Annotated in this window: 13 protein-coding genes; 1 reads left to right on the top strand and 12 read right to left on the bottom strand. The window is 65.6% G+C overall.

Annotated features, from left to right (window positions below):
* Nucleotides 1-77: 77 nt before the first annotated feature.
* From ABD204_RS04645 to ABD204_RS04625, 5 genes are all read right to left on the bottom strand, one after another.
* Entirely contained in the window at nucleotides 78-2,339 is a 2,262-nt protein-coding gene (locus tag ABD204_RS04645) for an alpha-L-rhamnosidase (RefSeq protein ID WP_194423498.1), read from the bottom strand.
* The gene (locus ABD204_RS04640) at nucleotides 2,336-3,169 is read right to left on the bottom strand and encodes a carbohydrate ABC transporter permease (RefSeq protein WP_194423497.1); all 834 of its coding nucleotides are present in this window, start codon (nucleotides 3,167-3,169) and stop codon (nucleotides 2,336-2,338) included. Before ABD204_RS04640 ends, ABD204_RS04645 begins: the two co-directional genes overlap by 4 nt.
* The gene (locus ABD204_RS04635) at nucleotides 3,166-4,089 is read right to left on the bottom strand and encodes a carbohydrate ABC transporter permease (protein WP_241747775.1); all 924 of its coding nucleotides are present in this window, start codon (nucleotides 4,087-4,089) and stop codon (nucleotides 3,166-3,168) included. The genes ABD204_RS04640 and ABD204_RS04635 overlap by 4 nt, the downstream gene beginning before the upstream one ends.
* Nucleotides 4,090-4,174: 85 nt before the next feature.
* On the bottom strand, nucleotides 4,175-5,449 hold the full coding sequence (locus ABD204_RS04630) for an ABC transporter substrate-binding protein (RefSeq protein ID WP_241747774.1): 1,275 nt from the start codon (nucleotides 5,447-5,449) through the stop codon (nucleotides 4,175-4,177).
* 70 nt (nucleotides 5,450-5,519) lie between these two features.
* The gene (locus ABD204_RS04625) at nucleotides 5,520-7,082 is read right to left on the bottom strand and encodes a sulfatase family protein (RefSeq protein WP_277816625.1); all 1,563 of its coding nucleotides are present in this window, start codon (nucleotides 7,080-7,082) and stop codon (nucleotides 5,520-5,522) included.
* A gap of 136 nt (nucleotides 7,083-7,218) precedes the next feature.
* Between ABD204_RS04625 and ABD204_RS04620 the strand changes: the two genes are divergently transcribed.
* Entirely contained in the window at nucleotides 7,219-8,229 is a 1,011-nt protein-coding gene (locus ABD204_RS04620; RefSeq protein ID WP_194423494.1) for a LacI family DNA-binding transcriptional regulator, read from the top strand.
* A gap of 361 nt (nucleotides 8,230-8,590) precedes the next feature.
* Here ABD204_RS04620 and ABD204_RS04615 read toward each other — a convergent pair whose 3' ends face one another.
* From ABD204_RS04615 to ABD204_RS04585, 7 genes are all read right to left on the bottom strand, one after another.
* Nucleotides 8,591-8,758, bottom strand: a complete 168-nt coding sequence (locus ABD204_RS04615; protein WP_322597507.1) for a hypothetical protein — start codon at nucleotides 8,756-8,758, stop codon at nucleotides 8,591-8,593.
* Complete coding sequence (locus ABD204_RS04610; protein WP_194423493.1) at nucleotides 8,736-8,975, bottom strand: hypothetical protein; 240 nt, start codon at nucleotides 8,973-8,975, stop codon at nucleotides 8,736-8,738. The genes ABD204_RS04615 and ABD204_RS04610 overlap by 23 nt, the downstream gene beginning before the upstream one ends.
* An 86-nt stretch (nucleotides 8,976-9,061) precedes the next feature.
* Nucleotides 9,062-10,153, bottom strand: a complete 1,092-nt coding sequence (locus ABD204_RS04605) for a Gfo/Idh/MocA family protein (RefSeq protein WP_194423492.1) — start codon at nucleotides 10,151-10,153, stop codon at nucleotides 9,062-9,064.
* Complete coding sequence (locus ABD204_RS04600; protein ID WP_194423491.1) at nucleotides 10,138-10,842, bottom strand: ThuA domain-containing protein; 705 nt, start codon at nucleotides 10,840-10,842, stop codon at nucleotides 10,138-10,140. The genes ABD204_RS04605 and ABD204_RS04600 overlap by 16 nt, the downstream gene beginning before the upstream one ends.
* A 517-nt stretch (nucleotides 10,843-11,359) precedes the next feature.
* Entirely contained in the window at nucleotides 11,360-12,925 is a 1,566-nt protein-coding gene (locus ABD204_RS04595; protein WP_194423490.1) for a cellulase family glycosylhydrolase, read from the bottom strand.
* 83 nt (nucleotides 12,926-13,008) lie between these two features.
* Nucleotides 13,009-13,956 carry an EamA family transporter gene (locus ABD204_RS04590; protein WP_194423489.1) on the bottom strand — a complete coding sequence of 316 codons (948 nt, stop codon included), beginning with the start codon at nucleotides 13,954-13,956 and terminating at the stop codon, nucleotides 13,009-13,011.
* A 7-nt stretch (nucleotides 13,957-13,963) separates the two neighbouring features.
* Entirely contained in the window at nucleotides 13,964-15,232 is a 1,269-nt protein-coding gene (locus tag ABD204_RS04585) for a serine hydrolase domain-containing protein (protein ID WP_194423488.1), read from the bottom strand.
* Nucleotides 15,233-15,326: the final 94 nt, after the last annotated feature.

Below are 15,326 nucleotides of genomic sequence, written 5' to 3'. Positions count from 1 at the left end.
CGGCCTCACCCTCCTCACGACGCTCCGTGGCACCGTTTCGGGAGTGACAGTATCAGCCGCGGTGCACCGGGGGCTCTTCAGGGGCTGACCACCGGAAGAACGTGCTCCCCCTCTTCGAGCTCGATGTCTGCCGTCCCCGCTACCCGCACAACCGCGGAGGCGCCCCGAGGAATTGTCACGTGCATTCTGACATCGCGTCCGCGCCGCTCCCACGACACCGCTGCCGGACCCTTCGGTGTCTCCAGCGATCCACGCGCCCACGACAAGTTCCGCGGGAAGATCGGCTCGACCAACAGTCGCCGGTACCCCGGCTCTAGCGGCGCCAATCCGGCGATCCGGCGATGCATCCAATCTGCGACGGCACCCAGCGCGTAGTGATTGAAGCTCGTCATCCTGCCCGGGTTCACACTCCCGTCCGGAAGCATCGAGTCCCACCGTTCCCACACCGTTGTCGCACCCATCGTCACCGGGTAGAGCCAGGATGGGCACTCGCGTTGTGTCATAAGCCGGACGGCCGCGTCGACATGCCCCGTATCGGTCAATGCGGGCAACACGAAGGGGGTGCCGGCGAACCCCGTCGATATGCGATATCCCGCTTCTTCCACCAGTCGCTCGAGCCTGTCACCCGCGAGCTGCAGTTCCGCCCCGTCGAGCAGCCCGAAGACGATGGCGAGTGCGTACACCGTCGCACAATCACTCTCGATCCGTCCGCCGTCGACGAACTGCGAGTGGAACCCTCGGCGAAGACGAGCTGCCAGACGGACCAGCTCCTCCGACGGGCGTCCAAGCAGCTCCGCCGCGCGCGCCGCGAGGGTCGCAGACCGAAATGCACATGCGGTAGCGACGACACGCGGGTCCGCCTTCGCCGCGCCGGGCCGGTCAGCCGGGGCGTCGGGATCGAGCCAGTCGCCGAACTGGAAACCCGTATCCCACACGCCCTCGGCCGACAGACGCTTCTCCACCTCGCGACAGTGAGCCGCCATCGCATCGAATGACGCCTCCAAAGTGGCCAGTTCGCCATACGCCTCCCAGAGCGCCCAGGGCACCCATACGGCCGCATCGCTCCATAGCGCGACAGGGTCCCCATGGGGCAGACGGTCCGACGGGGCCACCGCACGTTTGAGGACATCGGGCACAACGAGCGGGACCACACCTTGAGCGTCGGCCTGCTCGAGCGCGAGGTCGACCAACCAATCCGCGAGAAAGGTCTTCACGTCGAAGAGATAGGCGGCTGTCGGTGCGAACACGGCGATGTCCCCCGTCCAGCCCATCCGTTCGTCGCGCTGCGGACAGTCCGTGGGGATGTCGACGAAGTTCCCGCGGGCGCCCCACACGATGTTCTGATGCAGACGATTCAGGTCAGGATCGGAGCACTCGAAGTAGCCCGTTCGACAAAGATCCGACGAGACGACGACAGCCGATAGATCGTAGGTGTCGGGCAAATTCTCGATCTCGATGTATCGAAACCCGTGGAAGGTCATGGTCGGCTCGAAGTGATCGTCGCCGCCACTGAGCACGAACTCGTCCGTTGCCAACGCGGACCGGAGCGGACGCGTGCACAGCGCGCCCTCCTGCAGAACCTCCGCATGCCGCACGCGGACGATGTGGCCCTCGCGGCCCCGCGTACTCAGCCGCACCCAACCCACGAGGTTTTGACCGAAGTCCACGAGGGTCGACCCTGTCTCACTCTTCCACCACGACACCGGCCGCACCTCGTCGATGCGTCGTACCGGTGGCGCCTGATCCCGCACGAGCTCCGGCGTGTCGGACACGACCCGGACTGTATGCCACGCCGCGACGTCGTGGTCGACGTCCAGCCACGAAGAATCATGCAGTCGAGCATCGATCGTCTGTCCGTCGTAGAGATCGTCGCGGAGCACCTCGCTCCCGTTGGCATGCCACTCGCGGTCGGTACTCACCGTCTGGGTGGTTCCGTCGCGAAACACGATCCTCACGTGCGCGTAGGCTGCCGCCGCTTCGCCATAGGCGAGCGTCGGCTTCCACCCCAAACGTCCGCGGAACCACCCGTTCCCGATCAGGATCCCGATCACAGACGTCTGCGCCAAGAGATGCGTCACGTCGTACTCGCGGAAGTGAACGCGGTGCTCATACGCCGTCCAGCCGGGTGCCAGCACATCCTCTCCGACCGGCTGACCGTTGATCCATGCTTCGTAGATGCCCAGCGCGCTCAGACTCAGCGTTGCGGACGCGACGTCCTCCAGCTTCTGATCGAGGACGAATTGATGGCGGAACCGCGGCGCCCCCCGCACCGCGGTTCCTGTCGTGATGAAGGTCGCCGAGTCGACCTGACCCGCCGCCTCCCGGTCTGCGGCCGTCATCCCTTGATCGCTCCGCTGGTCATCCCTGCGACGATCTGACGGTTGAAGAAGATGAACATCACCAGCGGAGGAATCGTGATGAGCAGAATGTCCATGAACAAGAGGTTGTACTGACTCAGTTCCTGCGAGGAGAAGTTGTACAACGTCAACTGGACCGTGGCGTTCTGAGCACCTGGGAGGAAGTACAGCGCGTTCTGGAACTCATTGAACACGGCGACGGACTGGACGACGATGATGGTGATCAGCACTGGTCGAAGCAAAGGCAACACGACCTGAAAGAACAACCGAATCGGCCCAGCACCGTCAATCACCGCTGCCTCATCGAGTTCCCGCGGGATGCCAGCGACGAACGCGCGCACGAGCAGGATCCCGAACGAAAGCCCAAAGGTGGCTTCGATGAGGATGAGACCGGGAATCGTCTTGAAAAGCCCCAGGCCTTGAAGGATCCAGATGGTCGGAACAACAGCCGGGGGAATGATGAGACCCGCGAGCACGAAAAAGTTGATGATCGCATTCCACCGGGACTGCCGTCGCTGAAGTACGTAGCCCACCATCGCCGCGAAGAGCACCTTGAGAGTGACAGCAGCAACAGTGATCACCGTGCTGTTGATGAAAGCGCGCAGGACGATCCCGTCGCGGGTCGTCAGAACTGCGACGACGTTGTCCCATAGCGCCCACTCCGTCGGGAGCGAGAATGCAAGTTGATTCGCCTCGGGGGCGGTCTTGGCCGCAGTGACGAAGATGAACGCGAACGGGACGAGGAAGACGACCACCGTCACGAGGATCGCGAGGATCCCGACGACTCGGCCACGAAGGGCGACAGCTCTCATTGCTCTGCATTCCGACGGTTGAGGAAGTACGACAGGGGGAAGATGACGGCGGCGACAACGAGGAAGAGCACGACGTTTCCGGCTGTGGACAGACCGTAGAACCCTGCTTGGTATTGCTTGTAGATCACCGACGCCAACACATCGCTGGAGAAGCCGGGTCCACCGCCGGTCGTCGCCCAGATGAGGTCGAACGAGCGGAGGCCTCCGATCAGAGAGAGGATGACGACTGTCGCCATCGCGGGACGGACGAGCGGCAGCGTGATGTGCCACAACAAACGACGCCCGCCAGCGCCGTCAACGCGAGCAGCCTCGTAGTACTCGCGGGGAATCGTCGACAGTCCTGCGATGAAGATCAGCGTCGCAATGCCGACACCCTTCCAGATATCTATGCCGACGACCGTGAGAAGGGCCGTGCTCGGATCCGTCAGCCAGCCGGGGCCGTCGATGCCGATGACCGCGAGCGACTCGTTCACCAAGCCGTCGAACGGGTCGAGGAGCACCTTGAACGTAAGCCCGATACCGATTGTCGAGACCAGGACCGGGAAGAAGATGGTCGAGCGCAGGAAGCCCTGTCCGAGAATCTGCGACGTGAGCAGGAGCGCGAGCAAGAATCCCAGGACGACCTTCGCTGTTGCGGTCAGAACCGCGTAGATGAAGGTATTCGTCAGCGACTGCAGGAACTGGCGCTCGCTGAAGAACTGAACGAAGTTGTCAAGGCCGATGAACTCGACATCGAACAGCGTCCACCGCGTCAACGCGAAGTAGAAGGACGCGAACGTCGGTACGGCGAAGAGCACGAAGTAGAGGATTCCGGCGGGCGCGTGGAACCACATCGGGTACGGGCTCTTCATGCGCTTGCGACGAGGCTCTTCCGCCGTGGCGCCGGAAGATGCGCGCGTCGCTTCAGCTGTCTGCGACATTGCTGCTCCTGATCGTGGGGGTGCGGGTTCGGGCCAGCCGAAGCGGGCCCGAACCGAAGGCGATGCCACCCGGGTGGCGAGTGTGTCACCAGCCGGGAAGTCCGAGCTGTTGCGCCTGCTTCTTCACATCGGCGTCATACGCCTCTGCGCCTTGCTGAGCACTGCTGATTCCCGAGCCCACCTCGACGAGGATGTTCTCGAGGTTCGGGCCCTTGACGGGGGAAAGGAATCCGATGGAGAGTCCCGTCTTTCCTTCGTCGAACCACTGCTCGACGTCGGTCACAATCGGCGCAACGTCCTCCGGCAGCTCACATGAACTGATGACGTACGGCCCGCCGGGCTCGCTCTCGTTCTGGATCTCGCATCCAGCGGGCGAGTTGAAGAACTCAACGAATGCGAGTGCGGCATCACGTTTCTCACCCTCCGTGGACGCCGGCACGTAGAGCGCGTTCGGCTGCCACATCGTCAACCGCGTGTCTGCTGGGTCGTCGGCGGGAATCGGGAAGATACCGAGGTCGTCGATTGCGTCGGGGTAGTTCTGACGCACGTTTCTGATCATCGCGTTGGTCAGCAACGGGTACTGCGCCGCGGTGCCCTCGACAAGTGCACCCACCGCTTCGTTGTAGGTTGCCGAGGCGTAGTCCTCGTTGAACAACCCTGCGTCGGCCAGTTCCTGCAAGTGCTCGAAGCCCGCGAAAGCAGGCTCGTCAGCGTACTTGCGCTTTCCCGCCGTGAACTCCTCTGCCCAGTCCGGGTCGACGGCTGTCACGTTCGCGAAGGACCCGAGGACGATCATCTGCGCGGTCCAGGTATCGGCGTACGACTGGAACACGGGAGTGATCCCCGCTTCCTTGATCTTCTCGTTGTTCGCCATGAAATCGCCCCATGACTCAGGGACGCTCAGACCAAGCTCGTCGTAGACCTTCTTGCTGTAGATGATGCCGCCGGCCTGAGCTGTCCCGGTCGGGGCGCCGTACACCCCCTGGTCTGTGGCGACCGCCGCTTGGAAGTCATCCGCCACCTCTGCCATCCAGGGTTCGTCCGCGAGGCTGTACAGCGTGGAATCGGGATTGAGCGCTTGCATGAGCGCGCCGGAGTTGTAGAGGAAGACGTCGCTCATCTCGCCCGTTGCCAGGCGGGTCTTGACGATGTTGTCTCCTTCGGCGCCCGCTGGATAGGTGTCGAGGACGATCTCGATGTCTGGGTTCTCTTCTTCGAACGCGTCGATCATCGACTCGGCTTGCTGAACCGCCAAATCGTCAGTCCACGTCAAGAACGTGATCTTGGTCGGGCCTGCGTCGCCGCCGGGAGAGGAACATCCGGCGAGGACGAGCGCGGATGCCGCGACGATCGCCGGCAACGCGATCCGGGTGCTGCGTCTACGGAACATGTATGTGCTACCTCCTTGTAGTGGTCCGTCTGGACCGTTTCTAGTGAGCGCCGTGAATCGCCGGCTTCTGGTGGACGACCCGTTCGGGCGAGTCGGGGAATCCGTAGACGCCCCGCGACATGTCGAATTGATCGATCCGAACCAGAGGACGCTCGGTGTAGGGAAACTCGCGAAGTCGATCTTCCTCGAGGGCGTCGTGGACTCCGGCGCACCGCAGGTCGTCGAGGAGAGCATCGCGAAGATCCGCGACTACCTGCGGATACTGCGCCTGGAGCGGTGAGAGCTCGGAGGGGTCTTGGGCGACATCGAAGAGCAGAACCTCTCCGCCGTTCGCCATCCAGATGAGTTTCATGTCGCCACGGCGCACCATCGCCTTGAACTGATCTGTGCCCGGCCTTCCGTGATACCCGAACAGCGTTTCCCGTGGGGCTGCCGCGCCGGTCAGGGCTCCGACGATGTCGACGCCCTGCCGCAGATCTGTGTCGCCGGCTGCCGTCGTTGCGATTCCAAACAGATCAACGAGGCTGACCAGGTCGTTGCGTCTCTCCCCTGGTTCAATCCGGCCGGGCCAGCTGAGCAGGAACGGAATACGTGTCGACGCTTCGAAAAAGCTCTCCTTCTGCCACCCGTGGTGGTCACCCAGCAGGTCACCGTGATCGGAGTAGAAGCAGATGACCGTGTCGTCGGCTTGCCCCGACGCCTCGAGCGCATCCAGCAGGCGCCCGACGCAGGCGTCGATATAGGTGATCTCGCCGTAGTAGCGGGCCTTGAGCGCGCGAGCACGATGATCGTCGACATCCTCGGCATACACCGCGTAGTTCATCCACGGGATCTGCTGATCGAGGTGGTCGATTGCCTTCGAGCCGCGCACGGGAAGTTCCATCCGATCCGGGTCGTACATGCGGTTGTAGGGCAACGGCGGCGCGAACGGCGGGTGGGGACCGATGTAGGACACGAAGCCGAACCAGGGCCGCGGGTCCTCGCTCGTCGCCAGTTCGACCGCACGATCCGTCGCCCACGCTTCGACGGTGATCTCCGCCGGCAACGGACTCATCTGCGGCATGTAGTACATGTCGGTGCGCTCCCCCATGAGCGCCTCGATCCAGTCGAACTCGGGGTGCTCGTCGGCGATGTAGGCCGCGTAGGCGTCACCGCGACGGGCCTCGTCGGTGAAGTAGAGTTCCTCGCTACGCAGTTGCACATCGAATCCCAGCTCGGCGTTCCAGGGAATGGTGTGAAACTTCCCGACGCCCCACGTGCGATACCCGCGCTCCCCCATGGCCTCCGCGAGATACGGGCCGACGCGCTCGACGATACGGTCGTGCCCACCCTCAGGAACGGAGTTGTCGTAAACATCGGTCGCTGTCGGCTGCGCCCCGGACATCAGCGAGTAGCGAGAAGGTACGCACACCGGGCAGGTTGCATACGCGTTCTCGAAGACCGCGCCACGTGCGACGAGCCGGTCGAGGTTGGGAGTCGAGATGCGCTCGTTGCCGATCGCCCTCAGGGTGTCGAATCGCTGCTGGTCAGTCATGATGAACAACACGTTTGGGCGCGCATCCTGCGCTTGCTTCAACTCGATTTCCTCAACGTGGGACGACATCGTCACGCTCCTTCGCTTAGCGAGTTCACACTAGACAGCGGCGGCCACCGTCTGCAATTATTCGGATGAGATTCGAAAACTTTCAAGAAAAGTCGCTCGACCATCACCTGAGATAGTCCGTGCGGTGAAGGGATTTATGTCCGGCCCGACGCAGCGCCCGACCCTCTCGGCAGTAGCGAGCCGCGCCGCCGTCTCAGTGTCGACAGCATCGAAAGTGCTCAACGGCAAAGCCGATGTCTCGGAGGAGACGCGGCGCCGTGTCGAACGTGCGTTGACGTCTCTGGGCTACTCGCGCCGCGGAGATCCACGCCCGCACGGCGAGTTGATCGAGGTGGTCTTCGAGCGGCTGGGGCCCTGGGCAGTCGAGCTCTTGAAAGGCGTCGAAAGCGTCGCACAGCGTGAGGGCATCAGTACCGTCGTCACGATTGGCGGGACATTCGACGCGCAGCCGGAAACGTGGATCGATGCGGTCATGCGGAGGCAACCGATCGGCGTGATCCTGGTGTTCTCCACGCTATCTGACAAGGAGAAACGCCAGCTCCGCACTCGGAACATCCCCTTCGTGATCGTCGACCCGGCGGGCGACCCCGCCCCGGACATGCCAACGATCGGATCAGCAAACTGGGACGGTGGCGGTGAAGCCGTTCGACACCTCCTGGGTCTCGGTCATCGCCGAATCGGAACGATCTGCGGCCCGCCTCAGCTACGAAATGCGCGGGCGCGGTTGGCGGGCTACAAGTCCGCGTTGGAGGCGGCTGGCATAACCCCCGATCCCGAGCTGATCGTCGAAGGCGACTTCAGCACCGACGCCGGATTCCGCGGCGCCTCTACCCTCATGGACCTGCTGAACCCTCCCACGGCGATCTTCGCCCAGAGCGACCTGGAGGCGCTCGGCGCCTACCGTGCAATCCAGGGCAGAGGGCTGCGAATTCCCGAGGACGTCTCGGTGATCGGCTATGACGATCTGCCGATGGCAGAACTCGCCTACCCGACTTTGACCACGATTCGTCAACCGCTGTTGGAGATCGCGAGCACCGCGACACGCCTCATCCTCCGCCTGCGCAACGCCGAGCCCCCGCTCAACGTGCGTACGGAGCTCGCCACGACACTCGTCACGAGAGAAAGCACCGCACCGCCGAAGTCTTGATCTCGGCGCGGAGGACCCGCGATTCCGACGAGCATCGAAGGAAGGGCTTGCGAGACGGATCCGCCGATTCGGGTGAGAGAAGGGCACCCGGCACGCTTCGTCCGCGTCGTACACCACCCCCATCTGCCGGTGGATCTCATCCAGGGTGTGAATCACTGACAAAGTGTCCTTCCATGAGCGAGCAGGGCTCTCACGGGCGCCCATCGCGGTGTTGCGCACGCACTCCGCAACCTCGAAATCGAACCCGTTCTGGACCTCCTGGGAGAGAAGTGGGAGACGGTGCAGTTCTCTCGCGTGATCGTCAACGACGAAGGCCGCCAGACGGGACCCGCGACATCGATCCGTCCCGCTGTACCAACGCCTAGCGAGAGCCTTGTGCCGCTTGGCCTGATTCTTGGTCAGCGTAGTACGCGGTCTCGACCTCGGCGGGTGCGCATGTCAAGCGCACCTCCGGCTCGGTGACGTAGATGCGACGGAAACCGCCCTCGGTGGCGGCCAGGTCCGCGTCATGGAAGAGGAGCTCGTTCATCGACTCGAAGTCGAAGGCCAAACTGCCGCGTGAACCGTTGATCTCGATTCGTACGCTGTTCGGTGCAGATGTCGACGATGTCGATGTCGTCCCGAGCGACAACTTCCCGCCAGTCGGCGCTGCTCTCGCTCCACCCCAGCTTGGTGGCCGCCTCGCGCGTGCGCTGGGGGTCGCGCCCGCAGATCACGGCGCGCTCGACGGGCGTGATGTCGAACACGTGCGGCCGGTCCGCCACGCGTGCGAGTGAGCGGCGCCCATGAATCCGGTTCCGATCAAGGCGAGCCCGCAATCGTCCGGACCCACTCATGTGGCCACCTCCTTCCACGCAAGAGGGGCGGGTCGAGCCGTCGTGGTCGACAGATTCACCACTCCGTGGCCAGCACCCGCCTTGAGCACCGATTCCATGATCTCGAGCACGTGAAGTGCCAGCTCCCCCGAGGCACGATGCTCGCGATCCTCGCGCACCGCCTCAGCCATATCGATCAGTCCCAACCCGCGACCACCCTCACGATGACCGGCGCAATGGTCGACCGGGGTCCATTCGCCCGTGTCGGCGGTGTAGATCTCCACCGGGTCGAAGAACCGGTTCGGGTCGGGGACGGCCAGGGTGCCGGCGGTCCCGTAGACCTCGATTCCCGCCATGCGGGTGGCCCACACCTCGAAGCTCATCGTGACCGTCGAGGCGACACCGGAGGCATGCTCGAGCACGGCTGTCACATGCGTCTCGACATCGACCGGAACGGGAAGCCCTGTCTTGGGGCCTGTTGCCACCTCCCGCTGTCGCTCGGAACGCGACGCGTGACCGGACACACGGACGACGGGTCCGAGCATCGATACCAGCGCGGTCAGGTAGTACGGGCCCATATCGAACAGCGGACCGGCTCCCGGCTGGTAGTAGAACTCCGGTGAGGGATGCCAGAGCTCATGCCCGGGGGCCGCCCAGACAGCAGAGGCTCCGACCGGGACCCCAATGTCGCCCCGGTCGATGACCGCCAGTGCGGTTTGGACACCCGCACCGAGGACGGTATCCGGAGCGCACCCCAGCCTCACCCCCGACTCGCGCGCAGCGCGCACGAGCTCCACACCGTCGGAGGCACTCAGGGCGAGCGGCTTCTCGACGAACACGTGCTTACCTGCAGCGATCGCCCGGCCGCAGATGTCCGCGTGAGCGGCGGGCACGGTCAGGTTGAGCACTGCGTCGACGGCATCCGAAGCGATCAGATCGTCTACGGACATGGCCGAGACACCGATCTCGGCGCCGACCGTCTCGGCCCGCAGTTCATCGAGATCGGCCACCGCGACGATCTCGATGTCGTCTCGGTCGGACAGGGTATTCAGGTACTGCCCGCTGATCTTCCCGAGGCCAACGACCCCGATCTTCATCGACTCGCCCACAGCATTCCCCTTTCGACGATGGTTCGGACGTTCTCGTCGGCGAGCACCGACGGGTCGTGACCGGGCGTCGCGACGAACACCTTCCCTTCGCCCCATGTCCTCGTCCAGACCGCCGGGCAGGTCACCTCACGGCTCCAGGGGTCACCAGGCTTGCGAGGATGGGTGGTGGTGGCCAACACATCGTTGTACTCATCGGTGAGCACCCAGTACTGCTCCGTCATGAGGTCGAACGACCCGATCCCCGCAGTGATCGGGTGCGTCGACCCGAGCTCGGTCACTTCCACGGTGTACGGCACGAGATTGTCGCTCGGATCCCCCACGCGCTGCTCCGCCGGCTTCTGCGGATGAGTGGCGAACTGCCCACCCACCAAGTGCAGGTAGTGGTTGCTGTTGCGAAAGGAGTCAGCGATGCCCCCGTGCCAGCCCGCGAAGCCCATGCCCGCACGGACTGCGCCCTCCAGGCCACGAAGCTGCTCGTCTTCGATCGTCGACATCGTCACACATTGCACGAGGAGGTCCACCTCGCCCATCGCGGAACCGTCGGCATACACTGCGGTGTCCTCTTCAACCTGAACGTCATATCCGGAGTGCTCCAGGAAGGGGAGGAAGGCATCTGTCGCCGCGACAGGCTGATGCCCCTCCCAACCGCCTCTCACGACCAATGCGTTCTTGCGTCGGGTCGATGTCATCGGTGGGTCAACTCCTTAGTTGATGGATCACTTGCCGAAGCCGGCGATGAGCTGGCGACGACCGAAGAGGTGGCGGACGAGCCCGGCGCAAGGCCGACCGCACGACCGCGGCCATAACGCCTCGGGCATGTTCGTCGTGCACTCGCCCTGGGATGACCACAGGGAGAGTGAACGCGGGCAGATTCAGAGAAACACGCGCCACCTCCGAGCGCAATATTTTGCGACCGATACGAAACTTTTCGCTACATGAGAACGAGCACCGGCCAACCGTGCACCGCGGCTTCGCCTTTGAGGTCGCCGCGAGCGATGGTCGAGAAACGTGCGCGTCACCTTGCGATGCACGGTCGTGCGGGCCGGAGAGCGGACACTCAATTTATGGGCGCCAATGTGCCGATAATGGCGCCGCGCGTCCGGTGACTGCCATCGTCGCCGCGACGACAGGACTCACAGAGGCCCGGACGGACGAACCGCCCCTCCTAGACCGAAGTAGGGCCCGAACTCAAGCACCGAGTGCGGGTCAGTGCGGGGTTACCGAGAAGGTCGACACCGCGGGCCCTGTCGTCGCCGCGACCTGCAACCCGACGGTCATAGTCTGGCCCGGGTAGAGCGACCTGGCCCATCCCGCACCGTCGCAGGTGATCGTCGCGCCGGCGAGGGTGCAGTCCATGCCCCACGCGTTGACGATGCCCGTCGCGTTCGGTGAGGTCCACGACACCGTCCACCCGGACTGGTTGGAGGACGCCGAGACCACGACGTTCGCCACGTACCCCTGCGCCCATACGCTCGTCGGCTGCAGCGACCCCGACAGTGCCGCGGTCGGCGCGCTGGGGGTCGGAGTGGGCGTCGGGGTCGGAGTGGGCGTCGGCGTCGGCGTGACGGTCGGAGTCGGCGTCGGAGTCGGGGTCGGCGTCGGCGTCGGCGTCGGGGCGGGAGTCGCGCCATCCCCCAGGATCGGCGCGAGGGCGTCGAGCTTGCCGGTCTCGGGGGTGCGCCAGTCGTCGGCGACGATGCCGCCGGTGTCGCCGGAGTTGGGGTTGAACGACCAGAAGGCGAAGCTCATGTCGTTCTCATCGAGATAGGCGATGATCTCGTCGAACCACAGCCGGTCGCTTTCGCTGGCCAGCTTCGTCCCGAATTCGCCGAGCAGCACCGGGGCCAGGCCCTGCTGCTGGATGTATCCCCAGTTGGTGTCCCACAGTGAAGTGAGGTTGTTCGGGTAGTCGGCCGCGCCGAACCAGTTCTGCCATGCGACCGAAACGGGGTAGTCGTGCGGCGAGTAGACGACGCGGTCGGCGACGTCGAGCACCACCGGGTCTTCGGCGACACCGCGCAGGCCCCCTCCCCACCACGTGTAGCTGCCGTCGACGTCGCGCCCGACGCCCTCGACGACGATGAGCAGATGCGGGTTCACCTCGAGGATGGCGTTTCCCGCCCGGGTCGCGGCAGCCTGCCAGTCGACGCTCGCGTCGCCGCACCCCCAGCACGCGCTGTCGTGGGGCTCGTTGTGCAGGTCGGCACCGATGACCGTCGGATCCTCGGCGTAGCGTTCGGCGAGCATCACCCAGTCGTCGATCCACTGTTGCTCGTCGACCTGGGCGGTGTACCACAGCGCGGACTGCCCCGACGTGGTGGGGCGATGACGATCGAGGATGACGTCCAGCCCGTGGGCGTCGGCGCGTTCGATCACGGCATCCATCACCTGGAGCGGGGTGAGGCCGACGAGGTCGGGGTTGGCGTTGGCGTCGATCGACGACGTGCTCGAGGCGGTGAGGCACTCGTTCGCGTACGGCAGGCGGATCGCATTGAAGCCGAGCCCGGCGATGGTCTGCAACCCCTCGTCGAGGGAGATGGTCCACAGCCCGTGGGGTGCACAGTTCGACGTCTCGAGCCCGAACCACGACACGGCGCGGATGATGTGAGGCTCTCCGCTGTCGGTGACGATCTGCGCGCCGTCGGTGTGAAGCCAGCCGGACTCCGCGGCCGAAGCGGGGGCCGTGGCGACGCCGACCCCGGCAACGAGGGCGAGCGCGGCCAGAAGGGCGGCGAGTCGGGAGCGCACGCGCAGGGGGGTCTGCTGTGACATCGGGTCGTGCCTCCGCTTCCTCCCCAGCGAGACACCACCGTAGCGCGTCCGGCGTTTCGCGCGGGTGAACTCTCACCGCCGCCTCAGCCCAGCGGCTCCGTGAACGGTTCCCGAGCGGGATCGGCCGGGGGGCGACGACCCGCCTGGTGCCCCGTGTCGTCGGCCCGACCCGGCTGGTCCACCTCCTCGCGCGATGCGGTCTGGACCGCGCCGATGCTCGCGACGATCACGAGCCCGATCCCCACGATCTCCAACCACGACAGGTGCTGCGCGAGGAGCACGAATCCGGCGAGCGCGGCGGTCGCCGGGGCGAGACTCATGAGGATTGCGAACGCGGCCGCGGGTAGTCGGCGCAACGCGACCAGTTCGAACGCGTAGGGGATCGTCGAAGACAGCAGCGCGACCGCGGCTCCGAGACCGAGCAGCTCGGGGCGCAAGAGCGCGGCGCCGGCGGATGCGATGCCGAACGGCAACGCGATGAGCGCCCCGGCGGTCATCGCGAGAGTCAGCCCTTCGAGCTTGGGGAACTCGGCCCCGACACGGGCGGAGGCGAGGATGTAGAAGGCCCAGCTCGTGGCCGCCCCGAGCGCGAACAGCACACCGATCGGGTCGAGCCTGTCCCAGCCGCCTCCCCCGAGCGCGACGACGCCGGCGAGCGCGATCGCCGCCCACAGCCACGCAGAGGCTCGGCGGCTCGCGATGATCGACAAGGTCAGCGGGCCGAGCACCTCGATGGTGACCGTGACCCCGAGGGGAAGCCGTTCGAGCGCGAGGTAGAACAACCCGTTCATGACGGCGAGCACGACCCCGAACCACACCACCGCACGCCACCCCGCGCGGGAGTGCCCACGCACGGCAGGTCGGGCGATGACCCACAGCAGGAGCGCGGAGAACACCAGCCGCAGCATGACCATGCCGAGGGGGCCGACCTCGGGGAACAGCAGAACGGCGAACGATGCACCGATCTCCTGACACGCGAGGCCGGTGACGACCAGCAACACCGCGGAGGCGTTGCCGGCGCGCAGGCTCACCGAGGCGTCAGCCTTCGTCGTCGGGGAGGGGGCACACCGCGCGCTCGGCGATGCCGGTGTGGAACTGCTCGGCCGTCCACGGCAGCCCCGCGTCCGGGACCTCCTGTCCGGCCGCCGCCGGCGCCTTCGACGCGATCGCGGCCAGCTCCCACGCGAGGTAGCCGGGGATCGCGGCGCCGCCGGCGGAGTTGTTGAGCACCAGGGCGACGGTCAGGCCCGTGTCGGGGTCGGAGAACGCCGCCGTCGAGTAGCCGAGGGTCGTTCCGAACTGTCCGATCAGGGAACCGGTGATCCGCGCTCCCCCGGCAGTGGTCTGCCACGACGGGGCGTCGCCGTAGGCGGGCAGGGCGCCGTCGAAGCGCTCGCTGTCCTCGGCCAGCAGCGCACCGGTGGCGAGGGCCTGGGCATAGCGGCCCAGGTCGTCGATCGAACTGGTGACACCGGAGTCGGTGAAACCGATGCTGGATGACGCCTCGGTGAAATCGGTCGGCTCGGCGCAGTTGAGGCCGTCTTCCCCCCGCAGCGACTGGTAGCCCGGCAGCGGGTTCGCGCCCGGCTCGGCCGGAGCCGGGTCCGGAAGCTCGGTCGAGGTGAGCTCGAGGGGTTCGGTGACGTACTCGGCGATCAGGTCCGATGCCGACATGCGCGTGGCGTTCTCCAGCGCCTGGCCGAGCAGCACGTACCCCGCATCCGAGTCGCGGAACGCCGAGCCGGGCTCGGCGTCGCTCTGATCGCCCAGCCCGAAGCTCGCGAGGAAGGCAGGGTCCCACTCGCGGCCCGGGAAGTCGATCCAGTCGGCCTTGAGGTAGGGCTCGTAGGAGCCGATGCCGGAGGTGCCGTCGCAGAGCATACCCAGGGTGACGTCCTGGAGGTCGGGGACACCGGGCACGTAGTCGGCGACGCTGTCGTCGATCGACACGGTGCCCTTCTCGTCGAGGCGGTAGAGCACGTCGCACGTCATCGCGCGGGTCACGCGGCTTGCACGGAAGGTCATGTCGTCGGCGACCGCGGCTCCGTCGGGTCCCGTGGTGCCGAGCCCGGCCACCCACGATCCGCTCCACGGCGCCCATACGCCCACGATCGCCCCCGTCGCACCGGTCGCCGCCATCGCGTGCTCCGCAGCCTCCTGCAGCTGCTGCTGGAGCTCATCGGGGAAGCCGCCCTCGACCTGTGCCGGCACGTCGATCTCGACGGTACCTCCGCCCGAGCACGCCGAAGCGGTCAGGGCGACGGCGACGGCCATCGCCGAGATTCCCAGAATCCTGCGGCGCATCATGTTCTTCGGCTCTCCACCCCCCGGTGACAACTCCTGAATTCAAACACACCCACGTAACGACTCGGTCACAGGCCGGCGTGCATCCGCCCTACGC

The organism is Microbacterium aquimaris, from assembly GCF_039531285.1.
In the GTDB taxonomy this organism is placed as follows: Bacteria; Actinomycetota; Actinomycetes; order Actinomycetales; family Microbacteriaceae; genus Microbacterium; species Microbacterium aquimaris.
This window is presented reverse-complemented; position numbering and strand designations above follow the sequence as displayed.